Raw genomic sequence first — 22,466 nt, forward strand, 5'->3', positions numbered from 1 at the left:
CCCAAAATACAATACTTCCAGTCAGCACATTGATACTTGGATTGTCCACCAATGTAGAAAATTCTCCGTCGGTAATCTTTGTGATGTTAAAGTATATAAAAGGTATAAGTAATTCTATGCCTACCACTATGGTAAAAAGACTGAGCATGACAATAAGTAAGCAGATGTACTTTCCCATTATCGGTTTCCATCTAGCAGTTTACTGTTTATTTAGTGTCAACCATGTATGCTATACCTGCTCTACTGCAAGACTATTATTAAAAGGGTTGGGGATAAGGCATACGTTACATCCTCATTAGAAAGGCAAAATGCCACCCACCTTAATTATCCTCTATTTCCAACCACTTGTAAATTACCGCCATAGTTTTCAAACTGCTATAAATTGGGTGATTTTCTTGAGAGCCTGTTCTTCCATCATAGATTTTTGAGACATATTTTGCAGGAATATACCAGATGCCCTTAAGAGAATTACCGTTTACAATTCATGCTACAAATGTTATTATCTTTTAAAATCAAATGCGTTGAAGAGAAGAGTAGCTAACGTCCATTCTTTGCAGAGAGCTCCGGTTGCTGAAAAGGAGTAAGAATGCGTTATCGAAACAAGTCTCTGAGCATCACTTCGGAACCAGCAATGGGGATAGAGTGACAGGTGCTCCTGTTATAGAGCCAGGGTATACGCATCTATTTGCCGTACCTGATAAGGTTACGATGGAAACATCGTAATAAACTGGGGTGGCACCACGATTGATACAATCTCGTCCTCAAGACTTAAGGTCTTGGGGGTGGGATTTTTTTATTGTCAAAAAATGAATGATAGGGAGGAAAATCAAATGAGGCTTGGGAACGTAGTTGAATCTTGGAAATATCCTTTAATGTTGTTAGCTGGAATTGGCATTTCTAATGTGGGCGCCTGGATTTATTTAATTGCGCTTAATTTGATTATCCTTGAGAAAACAGGTTCTCCGCTTGCAGTGGCTGTCCTTTATATTCTTAAACCTTTGGCTACATTATGTACAAATTTTTGGTCGGGTAGCGTAATAGACCGGTTAAATAAACGTAATTTAATGGTCACTCTTAACTTGTTTAGTGCGGTATTTATCGCTACCTTATCTTTTCTTTCTTCTCTTTGGTCAATCTATCTAGTCGTTTTTTTGATTAATATAGCACGCTCTATGTTTGACCCGACATCTATGACTTATATTACAAAACTAATTCCCACTGAGGATAGAAAACGATTTAATTCATTACGCAGTTTACTCGATTCTGGAGGCTTTCTAATTGGGCCAGCTATAGCGGGATTGTTATTTATCATCGGCACACCCATTTTTGCCATTTACATGAACGCCATTGCTTTATTATTATCAGGATTAGTCACTATGATGATGCCCAACCTCGAAAAACACATACGGTTTAATAGTACAGATGAAAAATTATCTTTTAAAGTAGTGAAGAAAGATTGGACTCTTGTATTGAATTTTAGTCGTCGCTACGCCTATATCATGTTCATTTACTTCCTTTTTGGCTGTGTGATGGTCATGGCTACAGCTATTGACTCACTTGAAGTCGCATTTGCTAAAGAGGTCCTTTCTTTATCGGATAGTGAATATAGTTTTTTAGTCAGCATAGCGGGGGCTGGGATCGTAATGGGCGCACTTATTAATGCGATGATTGCCACTAAATCATCGACTTCTTTGTTAATTGGTTTAGGCTCCCTATTCGTTTCTGTCGGCTATATTGTTTACGCTTTTTCCACTATCTTTTTCATGGCAGCTATTGGGTTTTTCATTCTTTCCTTTTCTCTCGCCTTTGCGAATACGGGCTTTCATACCTTCTATCAAAACAATATTCCCGTCGATGTAATGGGGAGAGTTGGAAGTATTTACGGATTAATGGAAGCTGTTTTAATCATACTTGCAACGACCATAGCTGGCGTGGCAGCTCAACTCATTTCTATTCAATATGTTGTCATTGCAGGGACATTTGCGATGTTGTTGATATCCACTACACTATTCATCTTTAACAGCCAACCTTCAAAGGCAAAACTTTATTCCCCCCCTCTGTAGATTGAATACGATGCATAAACAGGGCGCAGATGCCTTACCAGGGTAGCCGAATATCCTTTTCAATTCTTAACATACTATTAATACTAATTTACATTTTCAATACACTAGATTAACAATTTCACCTTATAGTTACCTTTGATAGCAGAAAAACTAGGAGGTTTTACATTGGTGAAAAAGCAGTTTTTTAAAAAGGTTCTCCCCATCGCAGTTCTTTCTACAGTTTTGGTTGCAAGTTGGGGTGGGACAATCACTAATCCACGCGTTCAGGCAAATGAAACCGAACTCAACAACAATGCTGAAATCAAAAATGTGATTTTCCTCATTGGTGACGGAATGGGCGTTTCTTACACTTCGGCTTATCGTTACTTGAAAGACGATCCCACTACGCCTGTTGTCGAAAAAACAGCATTTGACAAGTATCTTGTTGGTCAGCAAATGACTTATCCTGAAGATCCTGAGCAAACAATAACAGACTCGGCATCTGCAGCAACTGCAATGTCTGCTGGCGTAAAAACATACAACTCTGCGATTGCCGTGGACAACGACAAGTCAAATGTGAAAACTGTCTTGGAGGCTGCGAAAGAAGCAGGCAAATCGACTGGGCTAGTTGCTACCTCAGAAATTACCCATGCAACACCTGCTGCATTCGGTGCTCACAATGAAAGTCGAAAAAATATGGATGCCATTGCCGATGATTATTACAATGAATTAATCAACGGCGAGCATAAAATCGATGTCCTTCTAGGCGGAGGGAAATCAAACTTCGAGCGCTCAGACGTCAATCTCACGGAGTCCTTTAAAAAAGATGGATTTAGCTATGTAACCACTAAAACAGAACTCTTAAATGATAAAAACGACCAAATTCTTGGATTGTTTGCCAATGGCGGTCTTCCTAAAATGATTGATAGCCCGGAAGATACTCCATCACTTGAAGAAATGACTACTTCTGCAATCGACCGCTTACGTAAAAATGACAATGGTTTCTTCCTGATGATTGAAGGAAGCCAAATTGACTGGGCCGGCCATGACAATGACATTGTTGGTGCCATGAGCGAGATGGAAGACTTTGAAAAAGCCTTTAAAGCAGCCATTGAGTTTGCAGAAAAAGATAAGCATACACTAGTCGTAGCAACTGCTGACCATTCAACAGGTGGATTTTCTATAGGCGCGGATGGTAATTATAACTGGCTCACTGATACAATCAAAGCAGCAAAACGCACACCTTCCTTCATGGCAAATGAAATTGCCACTGGTGCAGATGTAGAGCAAACTTTAAAAAGCTATATTGATCAAGATCTATTACCACTGACAGAAACTGAAATTGAATCTGTTAAAGCCGCTGGCGAAGATGAGAGTGCTATCAATAATGAAATCAAACTGATTTTTGATAAGCGTTCCTATACAGGTTGGACAACGGGCGGACATACCGGTGAAGACGTGCCTGTATATGCGTTCGGTCCATCTAGTGATCGTTTTGCCGGGTTATTAGATAATACAGACCATGCACAAATTATATTTGACATTATAGAAGCAAGTAAAAAGTAAACAGTGTAAAGAAATAATGGTTAGAACCCGTCGCTTCCAAAAAGTAGCGGGTTCTTTTCTATTTGGCAGGCGTCCTATTTTCATTTTCAATTTCTTCATTAGTAAAAGAATAAAGAAAAAACAACAATTATGCTCGTTACACACGACAAAAAATCCAGGAAACACCTCCTGGATTTCAACTTATTTCTTATTTAAACACTAGTTCCAAGCCCCGCTCCAAAAAGCATTTTTGAATAGGGATGCGTAAACTTAAATTCACCTTCACTTTTCACACTCTCGTCTACAATTTCTCCATCTTTCATGACATACACTCGTTCACACATATAAGAAACGACTTGTAAATCATGGGCAATGAAAAGGATCGCCATACCACTATCTCGGTTGAGTTCAATCAGTAAATCAATGATTTCTCTCTGGGTTAATCGATCAAGATTCGAGACAATTTCATCACAGATTACTAGTTTTGGACTGACGAGAATCGATCGCAGCAAGTTTACACGCTGTCTCTCTCCGCCGCTTAGCTCAGAAGGATACCTATGTAAGTGCGCTTCCGCTAGCTTCACCTTTTCGAGCATAGCGCGTATATACGCATCCCGATCACCCTTCATAGTCCGAAGAGGCTCCATTAAAATCTGACGAACGCTCCATAAAGGGTTGAGGGCAGCTGAGGCATTTTGAAAAACAAGTTGGCACTCTTCGTAAAACGCTTTTCTTAATACCTTAGTAACAGGCAACCCGTTGAATGAAACTACACCCTCATCAACCGCTTCAAGTTGCATAATAATACGTGAAAGCGTACTTTTTCCGCTACCGCTTTCTCCAACGAGTCCAACGATTTCACCTTCGCCGATCGACAGATTTATCCCGCATATTGCCTGCTTCACTTTCCCGCTACTTCGGTAACTTTTCGACACCTTTTCTACCGTTAACACGACTATCCCTCCTCCCCTAAAACCGACTTTCCAGCAATCGCTTCGTATACGGATGCTCGGGTCGTTCAAACACCGTCTTCACAGTACCCGCCTCCACAACTTCCCCTTGTCGCATGACAATCATTTCATGAGCCACTTCCGCGACGATATCCAAGTCGTGGGTAACAAGAAGAATCGTGGTTCCCTGCTCTTCATTCAGGCGCTTCAACAGTCCGATGAATTCCTTTTGCAACATCATATCAAGAGCGGACGTCGGTTCATCGGCAATTAAAAGGGTTGGTTCTACATACAATGCACAAGCAATCATACATCGCTGCAACATCCCCCCCGATAATTCAAATGGATAATGTTCCATGATTTCCACTGAAAGGCCCAGGCTGTCTAAAATGGTGCCAATCTTCCCTAGAAATTGTTGCACAGCATCTCCTGTTCGTCTTCCAGAAAACTCATAAAGCTGATGCCTCATTTTCACGGATGGGTTAAAACTGTTCGCTGCATCCTGAAAAATTGTGAATAGTTGTGTTTTCCGTATTTCTTTCATTTCTTTTTCCGAAACGGTAATTAGGTTCTTTTCGTTAAACATAGCTTGTCCTGTTGCTTTCGCTCTTAGCGGTAAAATCCCAAGCAACGCGGAAATCGTCATACTTTTACCGCTACCGCTTTCACCAATAATCGATGTAATCCTCCCACTTGGGATAAAAAATGAGCTATTATGCACAACTGGATGTCCATCGATTTCAATTGATAATTGATTGACCTTAAGCATCTAAACGCCTCCGTTTCGGATCCTTCAACGCTTCTCCGATAAAGTTAATCGCAAGAATTGTAATAAATATCATGATTCCAGGAAATAGACCAATCCACCAAGCACCGATCAGAATATCATTTTGTGCGTAGTATAGCATATTACCCCATGACGGAATTGCCGGTGGTACACCGATTCCAAGGAAACTGAGCGACACTTCGATGAATATGGCTCCTGCAAAATTGAACAGTGTAACAACGAAAATGGCAGGAATACTATTGCGTAGTATATGTCCAAAAAGGATTTTCCAAATTGGCGTTCCAAACATTTTCGCCATTTTCACAAACTCCGCTTCCTTCAATCGCAGAAATTCAGAGCGGACGATACGAGCGGTAACAAGCCATCCAGTTACGCCGATAATGAGTGCCATACTCCATATCCCACCCTGCATGAATGCCTGAAACGCTAAGATGATGATAAGTGACGGTATCGTAATGAGCGCTTCGAGAAACCGCATCATAACAGTATCCAAGAAGCCGCCAACATAACCGCTAATTGCACCGTACAGTACACCGACAACGAGCGATAAAAGTACGGATACACTCGCAACAGTCAGCGTCACTTTACCGCCCTCCAATAGACGTGAAAAGACATCACGGCCAAGGTGATCCGTTCCTAACAGATGGTCTTGACTGGGAGATACATATACTTCATCCAGATTCATATCATTTGGCTCATACGATGAAAGGAAGCTTGCACTTACCGTCAAAATTACGATCATACTGAGGAGAGCGCACCAGAAAATCAATGCTTTTTTTGATTTCATTTATCGCGCGTCCCCTTTCCGCAACTTGGGATTCAGCATGTACATAATCAGGTCGATAACGAAAAGGCTTACGACCACAATCAAACCCGTTAGTAAAATACTCCCCATCAACAAAGGGAAGTCTTTTGTGACTACCGCTTTCACGGTTAGTTGTCCAAGCCCAGCCCATGAAAACAGTGATTCCACGATGATTGACCCGCCAAAAAATGACGGAATTGTCATGCCGATATAATTCAAATAGGGGATAGAGGCATTGCGCAAAATCCCTTTCCTGATGACCTGATCTGCTACACCATTCGCACGTGCTACTGTCACATAATAATTTTGACTTTCCACTTTAATGCTTTCTTGTAGAAAGCGCGCGTAAATACCGACGTGGGTAAAAATGATGACCGTTGCAGGCATGATCAGATAACGCAGTTTATCCAAAAACCCGCCTTCGTCTCCGATATCCCCCGTCCCGGATGACGGCAGAATACCAAGTTTCACCGCGAAAAAGGAGATAAATAAAATACCCAGCCAAAATGCCGGTATTGAGGAAGTCACAATGCTGACCGTCGATAATCCTTTATCCCACAGTGATCCTGCCTTCATGCCCGCTGCGGTTCCAAGCCAGATTGAACCAATAATAATGAAAAAGAGCGTCGTGCCAAATAAGAGTAATGTATTGGGCAACCGTTCCAGAAGAATGGTCGAGACAGGACGCCCTTCCTTATACGAAATTCCTAAATTCCCTTTCACTGTTTCAGCGAGCCATGTTCCGTACTGCGCGATGACAGGACGATCAAGTGCAAAAACACGGCTGATTCGTTCTTTTTCAGCCGCATTCAATGTTTGGGCGTTGCCCCCATAAAAAGCCGCCGCGGGATCACCGGGAGCCGCATGCATAATGAAAAAAGAGAGGAAGCTCACGATGAAGAGGACGATTATCCCCATCACCATTCGCTTCCCAATCCATTTAACGGTCATTCCACGTCCACTCCTCAACATTCCAGAGGAAACCAGATCCATGATGACCTAGTATACGTTTTTTCACGCCGCTTAAATCTTTATTAATTCCGTAAACTGCATCTTCATATGCGATGAAATCAAATGCAGGATCATTCGCAAGTTCTTCTTGGAACTCCATATAAATTGCTTTTCGTTCTTCAGGATCTGTCGTCAAACGACCTTTTTCGAGTAGCTCGTCCACTTTCGCATTTGAATAGCTACCGTAATTATACCCCGAGCTCGTCAAACTAGACTGATCAGTGTGGAACAATAGATGTGTATGATGATCTGCATCGTAAGGACTGCCCCATGCGATGATAAATGCATCTGTCTTATCAATTTCAATCGCACTCCAGTCAAGTGCAGCCACGGTCACATCGGCTCCGATTTTCTTGAAGCCTTCCGCAGTGTAGTTGGCCATGTTCACCCGCACCGTGTCTGTGGCGGGTACCGTAATTGTGAACGCCAATTTATCATTACCTTTATAACGGAAACCGTCTTTTTCTTCTTTCCAACCTGCACTGTCTAGAAGATCTTTCGCTTTTTCAATGTCGTACGTGTACTGCTCTACATTTTCATTGTTAAATGCGTGCTTTTGAAGCGGCGAATATGCTTCGGTGCCGTATCCTTTCAAGATACCTTTGACAATCTGAGCACGATCCGTCGCATAGCTAAATGCACGTCTCACATCGACATCTTTCCATAAATCTTTGTTCATGTTATAAAGAATTCCGCGATAATCGGCGGATTCAATATCGTAAATTTTAATATTTTTTTCTTTTTCTAGCTCTTCAACCTGTACGGGATCAAGCAAGGCGACATCGACTTCCCCGGATTTGAGCTGCAGTGCACGGACATTGCTATCCGGAATAAATTTAAAAATCACTTTTTCAATGGAAGGTTTAGTCCCAAAGAAATCGTTATATGCTTTTAACGTTAAACTATTACCTCGTTCCCATTTGTCAAACATATATGGGCCTGCACCGATTGGATGGCTGTTGAATTCAGCCGTCCTCATGTCAACGCCTTCAAATGCATGCTTCGGCAAGATGGGTGCCGTCAGTTTATCGAGCATAGGCGTAAACGGGTTTTTCAGCTTTATTTCAAGTTGAAAATCGTCCACTTTTGTTACTGAATCGACTTCAGTGAAATCCGACTTCAAAAACGAAGCATTGTTGTCATCCAAAATGCTTTCAATTGTAAAGATCACGTCATCGGCAGTAAGTGGTTCACCATCGTGAAACGTAATGTCTTCTTTCAATTTAAACGCATACGTCAGCTTATCATTAGAAATAGTAAACGAATCCGCTATATCCGTGACAGGTTCATTTTTCTCGTCAAATCGCATCAAACCACGGAATAACAGTGCATCAAGGTTTGTCTCTTCCAACAGCGGATTTAATCCTTCAAATTCAGCTTCCGACGCATAGACGAGTCGATTTTCTTTTGTTTTTGCTTCGGAAGTTTCTTTTCCTTTGCTTCCACACCCCGCAATAACGAGTAAAATGGCGATGAAAATTATAAATAAATTCATTCTTCTTTTAAACATTAGAACCTCCCCAAAAAATGTAATTCTCTACTAACTAATTATAAGGAGATGCATGTCCAATGTCTAACATGACGCAGTTTGAAACAACCTTCTTGTAGATTTCACGGTTAGTATCCCGCAAATCGGGCATATTATCATGAACAAAAAAATAAGGAGGATGATTACATTATGAACAAAATGGCCATGGCAGCACTTGGACTCGGCGCAGCGTATTTAATGAGAAATAAAGACGCCAGGGACAAACTGATGAAACAGGTTGAATCGTTCACAGGTACATTCTCTTCAAAAAACGAATCGCATAGCAATTCGTAAAGTAACAGAGATTTCGGCATCCCATTGAGGGATGCCGATTTTTCATTATAAAGGGCTTTTGTTTATCCTACTGCAAAAGGGGGAAATCATTAAATAAGCAACTTCATAAATTTTGAGGAGGATTTATTCATGAAAAAGAAAATGGCTTTGACTGCACTCGGACTCGGCGCTGCGTACTTAATGCGAAACAAAGATTCAAGGGACAAACTCTCGAAGCAATTCGATAATTTTGGAGAGACCCCAATGCGGGGAGACAAAAAAGACACTCACTCAGCGACTCAGTCACCACAATCAGCGGGTCGAAAAAAAGGTCTTTTGCAAAATATTTTCAGTTAACCCGAAACGCTGGCCTCCTATACTAAGGAGGCCAGCGTTTTTTTCACTAAAAAACTTTAACCCCAGTAAGGGCTCCGAATTTAATTCGTTACTGTGTTTTTCCGCTCTGTATACAAAACGATAAAGATACTCGCTTCGTAAAGCAATACCATTGGAATTAAAACAATGAGTTGGCTTATAAAATCCGGTGGTGTGATCAAAGCTGAAATGATCGCGATGGCTAGATACGACCATTTCCGTACTTTTTTCATAGATTCCGCAGTGAGTAATCCGATTGCCGCCAAGAACAGCGCAACTATAGGCAACTCAAATAATATTCCAATCGGCATTGTCGTCATAAGCAAGAAACTGATGTATTCCTGCGCCGACACCATTACATTAAAATTCACTGCCCCTAACGAGACAAGAAAATTATAACTAAGTGGATTAACTACAAAGTAACCGAATGACACGCCTACAAGAAAGAGTAGCAACATGACGGGCGAGTACAAACTCAGAAACCGACCTTCTCTTTCGTTAAGTCCTGGTTTTACAAATTGCCAGAGAAAATGACAGAGAAAAGGAATTGACAGCCCGAACGCAATAGCCGTTGAAATCGACATATAAAACTTCACGACTTCGAGAGGTCCAAGTATGATCAGCTCATGACCGCGGGTAATATGCGGGAACCAGAGATTGATACTCAAAAACACTGCGATGAGAAAGAAAAGGAAAACAGCCGCACTTTTGACGAGCTGTTTTCTCAAGTCTGTGAGATGATCGACAAGAGTAGGATCATCTTCCAACACCGATTCATTCGCTTCATTTTCTGTCTTACTGGCACTTACTTCAATTTCGCTGTCTACTTTGTCTTCCTCAATTACAATATGGGCTTTATCAAGTGGACTGACAATTTTTCGATTGTGATCTCCATATGGATCCATACCCTCACCTGCTCATAGTTGTTCCGTTTTCTTCGTTTCCTTTTGGACCACTGGTTCTTCATCTTCCATAATATCCTTTGCTGATTTCTTAAATTCAGCAAGTGTCTTCCCTACCGCAGCTCCCACTTCAGGTAACTTTTTCGGCCCGAACAAGATGAGCACAATAACAAGAATGATGATTAAACCCGGTACGCCAATACTCGCTAAACTCATTGCATAAGTCTCCCTTCATTTTCACACAAGTGACCCACCGGCTTTACTATATTTAAGAATTCCTTCTGCTGCGCGATAAGCAAGTGCACCCACTGTTCCTGTAGGATTGTAGCCGCTGTTATGCGCAAAGTTTCCAGCGCCAACAACAAATAGGTTTTCAGCGTCCCAATGTTGCAAGTAATTGTTGACAACACTATTATCCGGGCTCGCTCCCATAATAGTTCCACCTGTATTATGGGTTGTTTGATACGGAACAATATCATAATCTGTAATTGGATTTCCGGCCATGACTGTCTTCGCGCCCATCTCTTGCATAATAGCAGTTGTCTTTTCAATTAAATACTTGTGTAAATTTCGATCTTGGTCAGTAAAATTGTACGTCAACTGGAGTAATGGAACGCCGTATGCATCTTTGTAATCCGGGTCGAGCGACATAAAGTTTTCTTTGTGCGGCATCGAAGCCCCTTCTGTTGAGACGTTAAGTGTCCTTGTATAGTTATGAATAGAGGCTTTCTTAAACTCGGGACCCCAGATCGGTGTGTCTGGCGGCACCGGGTTCGTCTGAATCGGGCGTGTACCGGTCTGAGTCATGGAGATACTCCCGCCGTGAATGAAATCCAGATCACTGTGGTCAAAGTTATCCCCGTTCAGATCATCTATTGTCATACCAAGAGATCCGGCACCCATAAATACATTCATCTGTTCATCGAAAAACCCTGTAGCGCCAGGAAGGATTTGGTAGGCATAGTTTTTGCCAAGGGTACCTTTTTGCGTCTGTGGATTGTACTGTTCCCCAATGCCTGACACCATTAAAAGTTTTGCGTTGTTCATGACATAACTCGTAAGCACAACAACTTCTGCAGGTTGGATATACTCTTCTCCAGTTTGGTTATCGATATACTTTACGCCCGTCACTTTATTACCTTTTTTCAAAACTTCTACAACATTTGCATGGAAACGGACATCAAATTTCCCGGTTTTCCTTGCTGTTGGAATGACCGTAATTTCCGGTGATGTCTTTGCTCCGTATTCACAACCAAACCGTTCGCAAAATCCACAGTATTGGCATGCTGATATTGATTCACCGTCTGGATTTGTATAGGCCTCCGACAAGTTTGCTGATGGTAACATGAAAGGTGTATATCCGAGATTACTTGTTGCCTTTTCAAATTTTTTCAGGATAGGTGTTTTTTTCATTGGTGGTGTTGGGTAATCAGAAGAACGTTTCCCCGCGAAAGGATTTTTGGCTTCACCTGATAAACCCGCAGTCTTTTCAAATTTGTCAAAATAAGGCTCTAGCTCATCATAGGTAATGCCCCAATCTTGAAGTAAGTAGTCAGCTGATAGTTTGTTTTTTCCATATTTCTTTTCTGTCATTGATTTGATTTCGAAATCGTAAGGCAAAAATCGCCATGTTTGTCCATTCCAATGCGTCCCCGATCCTCCGAGTCCTTCCCCAAGAAGAAAAGATCCCATTTGTCGCATAGGTAATGCCCTCATTTTTTGGTGATTCCTAAAGGTAATTGTTTCTTTCGATAAATCTTGCATCAGATCATAACGCATTGCATAACGATACTCATCATGTATCCTCGAAAAGTCTACTGTACTTCGTTCCTTTCCACGTTCCAATCCGACAACCTTCAGTCCTGCTTTTGCACATTCAGCAGCAATGATACCACCTGTCCATCCAACACCTACTGTAACGACATCTACTTTATCCAATGTTGTTGCCATTCACTATTCCCCCTTTAATGTTCCATACTGCTAAGTGATAGCGGTTCGTATTTCACAAACTTTTCATTTTCAATTTCGGCGATATAGGTCATTTGATTGCCCGGGAATTCCTTCATCCGCCAAGCATCCATGTTCACGTTGCCATTATAGATTGGATCTGCGTAGGCACCTTCAAGTGTAGCCTGACGAAGAAGCTTAAAGAAAAATTCAGATGACACGCCTTTCATATCAACTTCATTTTTTTGGAATGCTGTAATGATTTCGTCCATCTGGCCTCCCTCGAGATCGACAAAACCTTTATCGAATCGCGTCTTTGCTTCCTCTTCCATCCTTACGACTCCTTGTTTGAAAATCTCTGCACGTGTCAGTCTACTTTGGTAACCTTGCGTCGCTTCACCCGCTGGGAACGGTCCTTGCATATATTCCTTCGCGTTACTTCCGTAATTGCCCGCTAATTGGTTGTCGATGAAATACGGAACCCCAAGTCCAATTGCACCAGGACCAAGATCGTCTTCCGGGAAAATCCGTTCAACTGCTTGAGACAAAACACTGAACTCTGCCATGTTTGTAAAGAACATCAAACCTCGATTACTGACAGCGGCTTGCTCGCCGCCTCCGCCTTTATGTCCACCCGTTCCGGCAACTTTATCTTCCTTGTTGACGTTGTAGCCGACCAGACCACCGATGAGGCCCCCTCCTACGAGAGCCCCGGTCGCAATTCCTGTTGTCTTCAGAAAGTCCCGTCTTGATAAGCCTTTTTTATCTTCTGCCATCCTTTATCCTCCTCTGAACTGCTATCCAAATCTATAATGATTTCTACAATTAAGCATGCCAGTTCTAACCCATTTTTATACAATGCAACTTGATATATTTGATGGGTTTCATTACCTTCTTTCCTAATACCGTCATATACTAGTAAAAATGAAGTAAGATAGGGGCTATTCACGTGTAAACACTTTCCACTATGGTTCTCCTATAATTTCACAAACAAAAAATGTATATGGGTTAATTTAACAATTTTTAAGTGATAAAAAAGAGGCAGCCCTATGATAAGGCTACCTCCCTTTATTCATTTCAACTAAAAAACCACCTAGTATAAAGTGGACCTTGAAAAAGTCTGCCGTTCTAGACAAAATAAGGGCTATCCATAATACACGCTTCCGCGCTTGAGGATGCCTTCTGTCATAAACCAGACAACTTAGGCCACCCCAATAATGCACCTACGCTAGGATTTCCTAGTTATTTTAGCTCTCTTCCCATTCTTTAATACGTTTCTTCACTTCATCTTCCAAATCTTCAAGTCTCATTTCATGATTTTCCTGGTCAGGTTGCATTTGGAACCAGCTCACTTCACCGTCTTTATAATGTCCTTGATAGTCTTTGCCGTCCAACGTTAACTCGAAGTGTAATGTTTCATATTGTGTATCTTCAAATACTTCTTTTCTCACATTAAAACTTTCGATCATTCCGTCTCCTCCAGTAGGTTGCTTATTTGTGGATTTGTTTTCTTAGCTATCCTGTACATATTCACGCTGTTAATTACCTTTAAAAAAACATTCTACGCCGCCGGATTTGCCACCGATGTTTTCTTAGCCACAGCTTTCCGGTTTGCTGGAGATAACACACGTTCGAGCCAGCTCATCAAGAGGTCCGCCACTACCGCCATTAATGCGGTCGGTATCGCTCCTGCCAAAATGATTGCTGCACCATCCGTCACATTCGTTCCCCGGATAATAATGGAACCAAGTCCACCCCCACCTATGAAAGCTCCGATTGTTGCAACTCCGATGGCAATGACAAGTGCAGTCCGTAGACCTGCCATGATCACTGACAATGAAAGAGGAAGCTCAACCATGAACAGCATTTGACTGCGTGTCATCCCCATTGCACGGCCGGCCTCCAAAACAGGTTTTTCGACACTTTTTATGCCAGTATATGTGTTTTTGATAATTGGCAACAATGAATACAAAAATAAACTCATGACGACTGTGTTAGGCCCTAACCCCATCGCTAGCATTAAAACTGCGAGCATAGCAAGCGCCGGAATAGTCTGGATAATATTTGTTATCGATAATACCCATCCGCTTAATTTCCCAAACCTGGCAATGAGTATCCCCACTGGAACTCCGACAATGGCTGCGAACAGGACGCCATATGCGGACATAAGGAAATGCCTGATGAATTGATCCCATACGTATGAGCCGTTCATTGTGTAATATGCCCAAAGTTCTTGTAATACTTCCATTCTTCCACCCCCAGTAACTTAATTAAAGTAGTTGTTTTCTTCCAGAAACTCTCTTGCCACAATTGCCGGTTCCTTTTTATTGACATCTGCCTCGTAATTTAAACGCGTCATCGTTTCTCCGTCAATTTTACCTGCAAGTTTTTTCAGGATTCCATCAATTTCCGGATGCTTTTCAATGACATCTTTCCTTGTCACAGGTGAACATTCATATGGCGGGAAGAACTTCTTGTCGTCTTCCAGCGTTTTTAAATCGAATGCTTTCAGTCGTCCGTCCGTACTGTATGCAAGTACTACATCCATCTTGCCACTATTTACAGCCTGATAGACAAGACCAATGGACATCGGTAATGCTTCTCCAAATGTAAAACCGTATGTATCAACGAATCCTTCATAACCGTCACCCGCCCTGTTCAACCATGAATTGTCCACGCCCAGCGTTAAATCATCAGCAACTTTTTCTACATCCGAGACTGTTTTAAGCCCTTCTTTTTCAGCGAGGGCAGCTGTTACGGTGAGTGCGTACGTATTTTGGAAACCATAGGATTCGTACCATACTTGGTCAAAGCGTTTATCAAACTCCTCCTGGACAACTGCCATTGCCTCTTCCGGATCCGACATCGGTTCTATTTCTAAAATACTTGCCATATCGGTGCCTGTATAGCGTGCTGCAGTGATATCGACTTGCCCATTTGTCAACGCTTGGTGTTGAATAATCGATGTTCCCAGGTTTTCCACCATTTCAACATTCAAATCGGTTTCTTTTTCAATCATGAGCCGAATCATATGACCAAGTGTCGATGTTTCAGTATGTGTAAGTGTTGCAATCCGAATTGTGTCATTGCCCCCTCCCAGACCTGGAAGCGAACATCCCCCCATAAACAGAGTGGCAGCCAGAATCGGAAGCACTATTCTTTTTATACTTTTGCCAATCATTATTTCCCCTCCTCAAGAAACCACTTTTCTACTTTCCCTCAGTCCTTTTGGGGTAGCAAGTAATTCAAAACGACCGAGCAAAAAGTCTACTAAAAGTGCGAGTAATGTAACTGGTATCGCACCGCCTATAATCAGATCCGTCCGAAATAGATTTAGGCCATCAAAGATGAAATCCCCAAGACCGCCTCCTCCTATGAACGAGGCAAGTGTTGCCCAGCCGATTAGATAGACCGCAGATAGCCTAACGCCAGCCATAATAACCGGGATTGCCAGCGGAAGCTCAACGTTCATCGTGCGCTCGAATGCCGTCATTCCCATACCGCGCCCCGCTTCTACGAGGTCTTGATTAACCCCTTTCACACCGATGAATGTATTCCTAAGTATTGGCAACATTGAATAGAGAAACAACGCGACAATCGCGGGCGTTTTTCCGATTCCAAGAAGCGGTATGAAAAATGCAAGAATCGCAAGACTTGGAAAAGTTTGGATAACCCCGACAACCCCTAACACAAATCCAGCTACTTTCGGAATTCTATTAAGCAGTATACCGAGTGGAACCGCGACGAGGATGCCGAGAAAAAGTGCGATAAATGAAATATATAGGTGTTCCCACGTCTTTACTGCAAGTTGGCTTCCATACTGCGAGAAAAAATCAATAAGTCCGTTCATTTATATCCCCCCTTACACTTGACCCAGTGTTTTCTCTTCAATATCGCCTTCTCCCCAAATGGAATCATAGACGATGTCCACTAGGTTTGTTCTCGTAATCAATCCGACCAATCGTCGCTCTTCATCGACAACGGCTACATATTTCAGTCCACGTATAAGAATATTACGTGTCGCTTCACGGAGGAGCGTATCTTCTTGAACAACGGTCAGTTCCGTCGACATGACTTCACCGACCGACGTTTCCATATTACGGCCCCTGTCTATCATCTCCACGTTCAAAAGACCTTTTAGAACATTATTTTCATCAACAACAAGGAGTGAGTCGACCCGACGCCCTCGCATAAGCTGAACCGCCTCGGAAAGTGTTCCCCCTGTTGAGATGGAAATCGGATTCGGATTCATGATTTGCCCAACTGTTTGAATATGTTGCTGTGCTTGCAGAAGACGATCCTTCCCGATGAAATCTTCTACGAATTCATTTGCAGGATTTCTAAGAATCTCGTCCGGGGTTCCCATCTGTACAACCTTTCCAGCCTTCATAATTACAATTCGATCTGCCAGTTTAATGGCTTCATCCATATCGTGTGTAACAAAGATGATTGTTTTCCCCAGTGCCTTCTGAAGGTGTTTAAATTCTGCCTGTAACGAGTCACGAGTAATCGGATCAAGCGCGCCGAATGGCTCGTCCATAAGAATAAGGGGAGGATCAGCCGCTAACGCGCGAAGCACGCCAATACGCTGTTGTTGCCCACCGCTAAGTTCATGAGGATAGCGCTCCAAAAATTCCTCAGGCATATTCACGAGTTTGATCAGCTCGTCTGCCTTGCTGTTACGCTCCTCAACCGACTTTTTCATAAGGCGCGGGACGAGCGCAATATTTTCACGTATGGTCATATGAGGAAATAGACCAATCTGTTGAATAACATATCCAATTGAACGCCTCAATTGCACGATGTTCTTTTCCATAATATTTTCACCATTGATCAATATTTTACCCTCTGTCGGTTTAACTAACCGATTGATCATTTTCATAGTTGTCGTCTTTCCGCAACCGCTCGGTCCGATAAAGACAATAAATTCACCCGCATTAATAAATAGATCTAATTTATCTACAGCTTTTTTACCGCCCGCATATATCTTTGACACATTTTTAAATTCAAGCACCCACTTCGCCCCCTGTGATTAGACTCTTCAACAATCTATTTACGTATTCTAAGCAAATACCCATTTTTATTGGGTACCCTTTTTCATTCTTTCCCAAACATGATTAACTTAATTTGTTAATATCTCTCAATTACCACCGATATAACGTATAAAGGGGAGGTTGTACCATGCTTGGAAAATGGCAGGCGACAGGAATGAACATCATCCGCAATATGACTATGCAAAACAATCAAGTAATGCGGTCGATGGAGCGATTATCTTCAGGTATGCGCATAAACAGGGCTGCAGACGATCCAGCAGGATTAGCGATTTCCGAGAAAATGCGGGCGCAAATCCGAGGTCTGTCGATGGCAGGACGCAACATCCAAGATGGTATTTCCCTATTCCAAACAGCTGAAGGTGCTCTAAATGAAACACATACCATATTGCAACGAATGCGTGAACTGAGCGTCCAGTCTGCCAATGGGACTTTGACAGATTCCGATCGTGAAGCCCTCTCTCTCGAATTTGTAGAACTCAAAAAGGAAATCACTCGTATTTCAACAGATACTGAATTCAATACCTTGCCGCTATTAGATGGTTCACGTTCTTCATTGAAGATCCAGGCCGGGGCGAATGCCGGCCAATCAATTGAATTTTTCATTGGTGATATGAGTGCCAGGGCAATCGGTTTGTCTGACGCATCGATCACAACCCAATCCAAGGCTAATGATGCAATTGAATTACTCGACAATGCAATTAAAAACGTATCCTCAGAACGCTCTAGAATAGGCGCCTATACAAACCGACTTGAACATGCATACAACAATACGCTTGTCATGGAAGAAAACTTAATTGCAGCCGAATCCCGCATACGAGATGTCGACATCGCAAAGGAAATGATGGCTCTCACGAAAGCAAATATTCTACTTCAGGCCGGTCAATACGTCCTCGCTATGCATACGCAACAAGCCCAGTCCGTACTACAGCTGTTAAAACAATAAAAAAGGCAATCGTGTTGTCTTTTCGACATGCACAATTGCCTTTTTATGTGTTTAACCCTTCAAATCCAAGTATGGGTACCCGATCTTCCTCAATTACAACATCTTCAAGAAGTATTTCTATTATGTATTCAAATTTCCCATAAGGACGTACATCAATTCGCTCTTTGACAAACGGATTGTTTGTCACCAATGCAACTTTCCCAGTCTTTTCATTGTATCCTTCTACTGCAAAACGGTAGCCTGCAATCATTGCGTATGGAATAATTTCATACGCATCTTCTAACTCCCTGACAGAAACCGTCTTAATATAAAGTTGTTTATTTCCGTTCTTCTCCACGAATCCATTCCTCAAGTCTAAAGGATCCGCCGATTGCAAATAGTATTGTCGTTGATAAGAAGCCAGTTCAAACTCCTTCTTATTCCATAAAGCAAATCGACCTTTTCTAATCACTCCATCTCCTCCCACTACTTTTTATTTCTATCTCCATTATACGCAATATATCGAAGGTTGGGTACACATGTTTCGTCACCTTTTCGCCAAATAAATTAGGTCTTTTGAACTCCTAGATATCAAATCACTACAAATTTCATGTTTTTCTCTTATGTTTAACGATTTTTTCATAAGGGTATCTATTACCTAACAAGAAGAAAAGGGAGGCTTTACAATGACGAACAATAGTTTCTCAGACAAAGTCAAAGGGACAGTAAATAAAGTTAAAGGTGAAACAAAGGATCAGATAGGCAACGCCACAAATGATGCTTCGCTACAAGCCGAAGGTAAGTTTGACAAATTGAAAGGTGAAGCACAAAAGAAAGTCGGAGAACTAAAAGATAAGTTTTCCGATACTAACAATAGATAATTTTAAAACAGATAAATAGCTATCGAAAAAGTGATAACTAGAAGACTAACGATAATTAGTTACAGAAGTAAGCGTGATATCCTGCATCATTTTTTGATTCCCTATAATTATGTAATTGTATGGCCTCCTTTTTAGACGAAGGGGGCTTTTTTAATTTTTTGGAGTAGCGGGAAACTGTAATAACAACCAAATAAAATTGGACAGCCGTTTCCAATGTGAAACAGCTGCCTTTCCGTCACTCATAAGTTTCTCGTGTTGAGGCGTGGAACTGTGCCGCCATTATCCATCATTTGTTGGTTTCCATCTTGCCCATCCAATTGTTCTCCGCTTAGACCACGTTCTGTACTACTATCCATCTCATCCAGTACCTTACTTTTAACGAATAGCGCAATACCACCACTTTTAACTTCATCGTAATAGCCCCTTGATTGTTGTTCTGAAAAACCCATACGCGAAAAAGCATTCAGAATTGGTTCTTCACCACTCAAAAATAGTTTAAAACGATCTAACCAATTTTCATCTGATGCACCAAGGAGTTCGGCATCTGTCTGTCCTCGGAGCATTGAAATATTATCTTCTGCCTTTGTAACGGCATACATATCACTTTCCTCATAGCCTTGCGCTTTCAGTTCGGTAATTTTGTATAAAATTGTATCAATAGAATGGAATGTACCTATATACTCCTTGTTTTCCATTTTACAAAATTCCTCCTTTTCAATGACATTGCCTTTGTTTCTTATTGTACCCGTCTAACCCATTAAGAAACGCACTACTCAACTAGATCGGATGTTTAGTTTCTGTAAAAGAGTGAATAATATAAGGACAGGAGAATATTCCACGGCAAACTTGAAGATGAAAGGAGTCTGACTTAGATGACTAACAAAAAAGTATTTACTGAACGCGACCGAAAAGATGCTGAGGGGCCATTTATGGATAATCCCGAAAACCTCCGGACTGATAAGGAAAGTATTTACGATATGCATGAAGATATGAAAAATGTCGATTCGATTCCTCTTGAAGATTTAAAAATGGAAGAACGGGAAGAGAAACATCATCACGATACCAAAACCAATTCATCCAGTGTAGAGAAATTTCCCGGCTCTGGAATTAACAAGCGTTAAAAAAAGCTGCACTTCATTCATAATATGAATGAAGTGCAGCTTTTTAAATCCATACACATTCTTATCAGTGTGTATGTCGATAAGTGTCACCATTTCCCGGGAAATGCTCATATCTGTCATGTTCTCTGCAAGCCAATGTACAATCAGATTAACCGATAGCTCCATGTAGTAATCACTTTGAAAGACTAGCTATTCAAAGAAATTATTTAGACTGTCGTTTTAGCTGCATTCCTTTTTGACATAAAGATGCCAAATAATATCAGTAAAACGATTAGTATAACCGTAAGATATATACTCATCCACAAACCTGACAGTTCGGAATCTGGATTGAACCAGTATGAAGCATATATCGACAATTTCCACGGGGATACCGTCCAATAAGCGCCGATAAGTGAATCGATAATCGGATAGATCAACGTAATAAGAATCGCGAGTCCCGCTACGCCGCCTGTCGGAAGCCATGCGCTTAATACTAAGACAACTGTGACTACAAAAACTAGCCATAGACTATATGTCGCAATAAATGCAAAAACCGGTAATGCATCTACATGATTATATAGAATTTCAATGTAATACCACGCCCCCATAAAGCCGAGCCATAAACTTCCGAGCACAATACCATTGACAACAATCCACTTACTCAAAAAGTAGTTTCGGAATGACATCGGGCGTACATAGAGTAATGTTGCAGTGCCATTTTTTCGCTCTCCTGAAATCGTACCCATGAAAGCTAAAATAATAACAAGAATGCCGATTAATTGATATTGCCCTAGCAATGAAAGGAAAATATCTTCTCCTTTTAACTCCGGCCATGCAAACTCTGCTCCCTCGGGAAGATTGCCGACACTTTTCATGATTTCAGGCAAGAAGTGATTCGTTACAGGCTCTAACATGCCGAGTATAATAAAGACAATTGGAATCCACAAAACTTTAAAATTCCTAGTATTTTCACGCCATTCTTTTTGCACTAGCACGCGAAATCCATTCATCAGATCACCGCCACTTTCATGAATATTTCTTCAAGGCTTGCCGTCTGCCTTTCAACTTTTCGTACCAAAAATGGTCCCGTGCTCAACATGGACAAGACCGACACCATGTCAACCTCTTCAGTTTGAACGTTGATTGATGCCAGTAATCCTTTTGACGTTACTTGCCACTTAGTTGCTTCCATAAATCGATGCAACTCTTGCATCCCTTCGAATTCTATAACAATCCGCGGTTCTGCATAGCGCGCACGCACTTCATCGAGCGAACCCTGTTCGACAAGTTTTCCCTGCCGCAAGAACAGCAGCTGATCTGTCATTTCTTCTGCATCATTCAAAATATGGGTTGAATATAAAATCGTCGTTTCTTGTTGCAATTCTTTCAATAAATCCATCACTTGACGTCGTCCGACTGGATCGAGGGCAGATACCGGCTCGTCTAGCAAAAGTAGCTTGGGTTTATGGACAATCGCTTGCGCAAGGCCCAGCCGTTGTTTCATCCCCCCGGAAAAAGTACCGGTCTTCTTGTTCATCGCTGCGCCTAGCCCTACAAACTCCAATGTCTTTTTCGCTTCAATTATCGCCTGCCTTGTTTCCACCCCACTTAGCCTTGCAGCCATTTCTGTAAATTCAATTGCAGATAACCAAGGGAAGAACTTTGGATATTGTGGAAGAAACCCGATAATCGAACGGATATCCTGTTTTGAAGCACCTTGAAACTGTATCGTTCCGTCTGTCGGTGAAACTAACCCCGCGAGCATGGACAGTGTCGTCGTCTTCCCAGCTCCATTCGGCCCTATCAAAGCAGTCGCTGTATGTTCCTGAAGCTCAAACGAGACAGCATCTACTGCATTGCTATCGCCATACTTTCTTGTCAAATTATCCACTTGAAGCAAAGATGTCATACTTGTCGCCTCCCAAAGATGAAGTACAGAATAGGTCCTAGCAAATTGCCAAGGACGATGATGAAAATCCACATGATAAATGGACCGTTCGTCCGCTGATGACGGATGACGTCGACAAGCGCAATAATCATCAAAATAAACTGAAGTACAATCAATGGCATGATGAGATTCCACGGAATGCTAGAGAGTTCAACCATGAACTTCACAACCTTTCAATTTGTTAATGGTAAATTCAGTATAACAATACTGTTCTATATTGTATATAACAAACGGGTGAAGTATTACAATTTTTCTTTAAAACTAAAATGCAAAGTACCTGTTATAAATGAACTCAGCATGTGAGCCTCCTAGGCGTCGAAGACTAGACGTGAAGCTTCTACCTTATAACTTATTCCCCATTTGATATTTCAGAATTTCTTCAGCAATAGAAAAATC

The 22,466-nt window shown here is 41.7% G+C and carries 26 protein-coding genes and 1 other annotated feature; of the genes, 7 read left to right on the forward strand and 19 right to left on the reverse strand.

From position 1 onward, the window contains the following. Positions 1-512 precede the first annotated feature (512 nt). Positions 513-766: a binding site (T-box leader), on the forward strand. 64 nt (positions 767-830) lie between these two features. Both MKZ11_RS02715 and MKZ11_RS02720 read left to right on the forward strand, forming a co-directional pair. Then, entirely contained in the window at positions 831-2,063 is a 1,233-nt protein-coding gene (locus MKZ11_RS02715) for an MFS transporter (RefSeq protein ID WP_340796898.1), read from the forward strand. Between the two features lie 246 nt (positions 2,064-2,309). After that, complete coding sequence (locus MKZ11_RS02720) at positions 2,310-3,608, forward strand: alkaline phosphatase (protein WP_445327024.1); 1,299 nt, start codon at positions 2,310-2,312, stop codon at positions 3,606-3,608. 191 nt (positions 3,609-3,799) lie between these two features. Here MKZ11_RS02720 and MKZ11_RS02725 read toward each other — a convergent pair whose 3' ends face one another. Genes MKZ11_RS02725 through MKZ11_RS02745 form a run of 5 tightly spaced genes read right to left on the reverse strand, consistent with a single transcriptional unit; the run spans position 3,800 to position 8,650 of the window. Next, positions 3,800-4,540, reverse strand: coding sequence for an ABC transporter ATP-binding protein (locus MKZ11_RS02725; protein ID WP_340792526.1), 741 nt, complete (start codon positions 4,538-4,540; stop codon positions 3,800-3,802). A gap of 16 nt (positions 4,541-4,556) precedes the next feature. Further along, a complete protein-coding gene (locus tag MKZ11_RS02730) occupies positions 4,557-5,306 on the reverse strand; it encodes an ABC transporter ATP-binding protein (protein ID WP_340792527.1) in 750 nt (249 codons plus the stop codon). Continuing rightward, on the reverse strand, positions 5,299-6,111 hold the full coding sequence (locus MKZ11_RS02735; RefSeq protein ID WP_340792528.1) for an ABC transporter permease: 813 nt from the start codon (positions 6,109-6,111) through the stop codon (positions 5,299-5,301). The genes MKZ11_RS02730 and MKZ11_RS02735 overlap by 8 nt, the downstream gene beginning before the upstream one ends. Next, on the reverse strand, positions 6,112-7,080 hold the full coding sequence (locus tag MKZ11_RS02740) for an ABC transporter permease (protein WP_340792529.1): 969 nt from the start codon (positions 7,078-7,080) through the stop codon (positions 6,112-6,114). Then, positions 7,070-8,650, reverse strand: a complete 1,581-nt coding sequence (locus MKZ11_RS02745; protein WP_340792530.1) for an ABC transporter substrate-binding protein — start codon at positions 8,648-8,650, stop codon at positions 7,070-7,072. Before MKZ11_RS02745 ends, MKZ11_RS02740 begins: the two co-directional genes overlap by 11 nt. Before the next feature lie 168 nt (positions 8,651-8,818). Here MKZ11_RS02745 and MKZ11_RS02750 point away from each other — a divergent pair, with 168 nt between their 5' ends. Then, positions 8,819-8,962, forward strand: coding sequence for a hypothetical protein (locus MKZ11_RS02750; protein WP_340792531.1), 144 nt, complete (start codon positions 8,819-8,821; stop codon positions 8,960-8,962). Positions 8,963-9,091: 129 nt separating this feature from the next. After that, positions 9,092-9,298, forward strand: coding sequence for a hypothetical protein (locus MKZ11_RS02755; RefSeq protein WP_340797105.1), 207 nt, complete (start codon positions 9,092-9,094; stop codon positions 9,296-9,298). Between the two features lie 80 nt (positions 9,299-9,378). Here the strand turns inward: MKZ11_RS02755 and tatC are convergent, their stop codons facing one another. The 9 genes from tatC to MKZ11_RS02800 all read right to left on the reverse strand — a co-directional run bounded on the left by tatC (position 9,379) and on the right by MKZ11_RS02800 (position 17,179). Continuing rightward, on the reverse strand, positions 9,379-10,221 hold the full coding sequence (tatC, locus tag MKZ11_RS02760; RefSeq protein ID WP_340792532.1) for a twin-arginine translocase subunit TatC: 843 nt from the start codon (positions 10,219-10,221) through the stop codon (positions 9,379-9,381). Positions 10,222-10,233: 12 nt separating this feature from the next. After that, positions 10,234-10,434, reverse strand: coding sequence for a twin-arginine translocase TatA/TatE family subunit (tatA, locus tag MKZ11_RS02765; RefSeq protein ID WP_179390538.1), 201 nt, complete (start codon positions 10,432-10,434; stop codon positions 10,234-10,236). Positions 10,435-10,455: 21 nt separating this feature from the next. Continuing rightward, positions 10,456-12,168, reverse strand: coding sequence for a GMC family oxidoreductase (locus tag MKZ11_RS02770; RefSeq protein WP_340792533.1), 1,713 nt, complete (start codon positions 12,166-12,168; stop codon positions 10,456-10,458). A 14-nt stretch (positions 12,169-12,182) separates the two neighbouring features. Next, complete coding sequence (locus tag MKZ11_RS02775) at positions 12,183-12,941, reverse strand: gluconate 2-dehydrogenase subunit 3 family protein (protein WP_340792534.1); 759 nt, start codon at positions 12,939-12,941, stop codon at positions 12,183-12,185. Between the two features lie 471 nt (positions 12,942-13,412). Beyond that, positions 13,413-13,634 (reverse strand): hypothetical protein, encoded by a 222-nt coding sequence (locus tag MKZ11_RS02780; protein WP_340792535.1) that lies wholly within the window; start codon positions 13,632-13,634, stop codon positions 13,413-13,415. A gap of 92 nt (positions 13,635-13,726) precedes the next feature. Beyond that, positions 13,727-14,413 carry an ABC transporter permease gene (locus MKZ11_RS02785; protein ID WP_340792536.1) on the reverse strand — a complete coding sequence of 229 codons (687 nt, stop codon included), beginning with the start codon at positions 14,411-14,413 and terminating at the stop codon, positions 13,727-13,729. Positions 14,414-14,431: 18 nt separating this feature from the next. Then, entirely contained in the window at positions 14,432-15,346 is a 915-nt protein-coding gene (locus MKZ11_RS02790) for an osmoprotectant ABC transporter substrate-binding protein (RefSeq protein WP_340792537.1), read from the reverse strand. A gap of 12 nt (positions 15,347-15,358) precedes the next feature. After that, the gene (locus tag MKZ11_RS02795; RefSeq protein WP_340792538.1) at positions 15,359-16,015 is read right to left on the reverse strand and encodes an ABC transporter permease; all 657 of its coding nucleotides are present in this window, start codon (positions 16,013-16,015) and stop codon (positions 15,359-15,361) included. A 12-nt stretch (positions 16,016-16,027) separates the two neighbouring features. Continuing rightward, positions 16,028-17,179, reverse strand: a complete 1,152-nt coding sequence (locus MKZ11_RS02800) for a betaine/proline/choline family ABC transporter ATP-binding protein (RefSeq protein WP_340792539.1) — start codon at positions 17,177-17,179, stop codon at positions 16,028-16,030. A 167-nt stretch (positions 17,180-17,346) separates the two neighbouring features. Between MKZ11_RS02800 and MKZ11_RS02805 the strand changes: the two genes are divergently transcribed. Further along, positions 17,347-18,162 carry a flagellin N-terminal helical domain-containing protein gene (locus tag MKZ11_RS02805; RefSeq protein ID WP_340792540.1) on the forward strand — a complete coding sequence of 272 codons (816 nt, stop codon included), beginning with the start codon at positions 17,347-17,349 and terminating at the stop codon, positions 18,160-18,162. A gap of 43 nt (positions 18,163-18,205) precedes the next feature. Here the strand turns inward: MKZ11_RS02805 and MKZ11_RS02810 are convergent, their stop codons facing one another. Further along, positions 18,206-18,613 (reverse strand): hypothetical protein, encoded by a 408-nt coding sequence (locus MKZ11_RS02810; protein ID WP_340792541.1) that lies wholly within the window; start codon positions 18,611-18,613, stop codon positions 18,206-18,208. A gap of 214 nt (positions 18,614-18,827) precedes the next feature. On the opposite strand from MKZ11_RS02810, the gene MKZ11_RS02815 reads away from it, so the two are divergent. Continuing rightward, a complete protein-coding gene (locus tag MKZ11_RS02815; protein ID WP_340792542.1) occupies positions 18,828-19,022 on the forward strand; it encodes a CsbD family protein in 195 nt (64 codons plus the stop codon). A 239-nt stretch (positions 19,023-19,261) separates the two neighbouring features. Here MKZ11_RS02815 and MKZ11_RS02820 read toward each other — a convergent pair whose 3' ends face one another. Further along, on the reverse strand, positions 19,262-19,717 hold the full coding sequence (locus MKZ11_RS02820) for a general stress protein (protein WP_340792543.1): 456 nt from the start codon (positions 19,715-19,717) through the stop codon (positions 19,262-19,264). A gap of 177 nt (positions 19,718-19,894) precedes the next feature. On the opposite strand from MKZ11_RS02820, the gene MKZ11_RS02825 reads away from it, so the two are divergent. Continuing rightward, positions 19,895-20,143: a hypothetical protein gene (locus MKZ11_RS02825; protein ID WP_340792544.1), complete on the forward strand. Its 249-nt coding sequence runs from the start codon at positions 19,895-19,897 to the stop codon at positions 20,141-20,143. Between the two features lie 206 nt (positions 20,144-20,349). Here the strand turns inward: MKZ11_RS02825 and MKZ11_RS02830 are convergent, their stop codons facing one another. Genes MKZ11_RS02830 through MKZ11_RS02840 form a run of 3 tightly spaced genes read right to left on the reverse strand, consistent with a single transcriptional unit; the run spans position 20,350 to position 22,228 of the window. Next, the gene (locus tag MKZ11_RS02830; RefSeq protein WP_340792545.1) at positions 20,350-21,132 is read right to left on the reverse strand and encodes an ABC transporter permease subunit; all 783 of its coding nucleotides are present in this window, start codon (positions 21,130-21,132) and stop codon (positions 20,350-20,352) included. After that, a complete protein-coding gene (locus MKZ11_RS02835; protein ID WP_340792546.1) occupies positions 21,132-22,031 on the reverse strand; it encodes an ABC transporter ATP-binding protein in 900 nt (299 codons plus the stop codon). Before MKZ11_RS02835 ends, MKZ11_RS02830 begins: the two co-directional genes overlap by 1 nt. Continuing rightward, positions 22,028-22,228: a PLD nuclease N-terminal domain-containing protein gene (locus tag MKZ11_RS02840; protein ID WP_340792547.1), complete on the reverse strand. Its 201-nt coding sequence runs from the start codon at positions 22,226-22,228 to the stop codon at positions 22,028-22,030. The genes MKZ11_RS02835 and MKZ11_RS02840 overlap by 4 nt, the downstream gene beginning before the upstream one ends. Positions 22,229-22,466 lie beyond the last annotated feature (238 nt).

The organism is Sporosarcina sp. FSL K6-1508 (assembly GCF_038007465.1).
GTDB classification, from domain to species: domain Bacteria; phylum Bacillota; class Bacilli; order Bacillales_A; family Planococcaceae; genus Sporosarcina; species Sporosarcina psychrophila_B.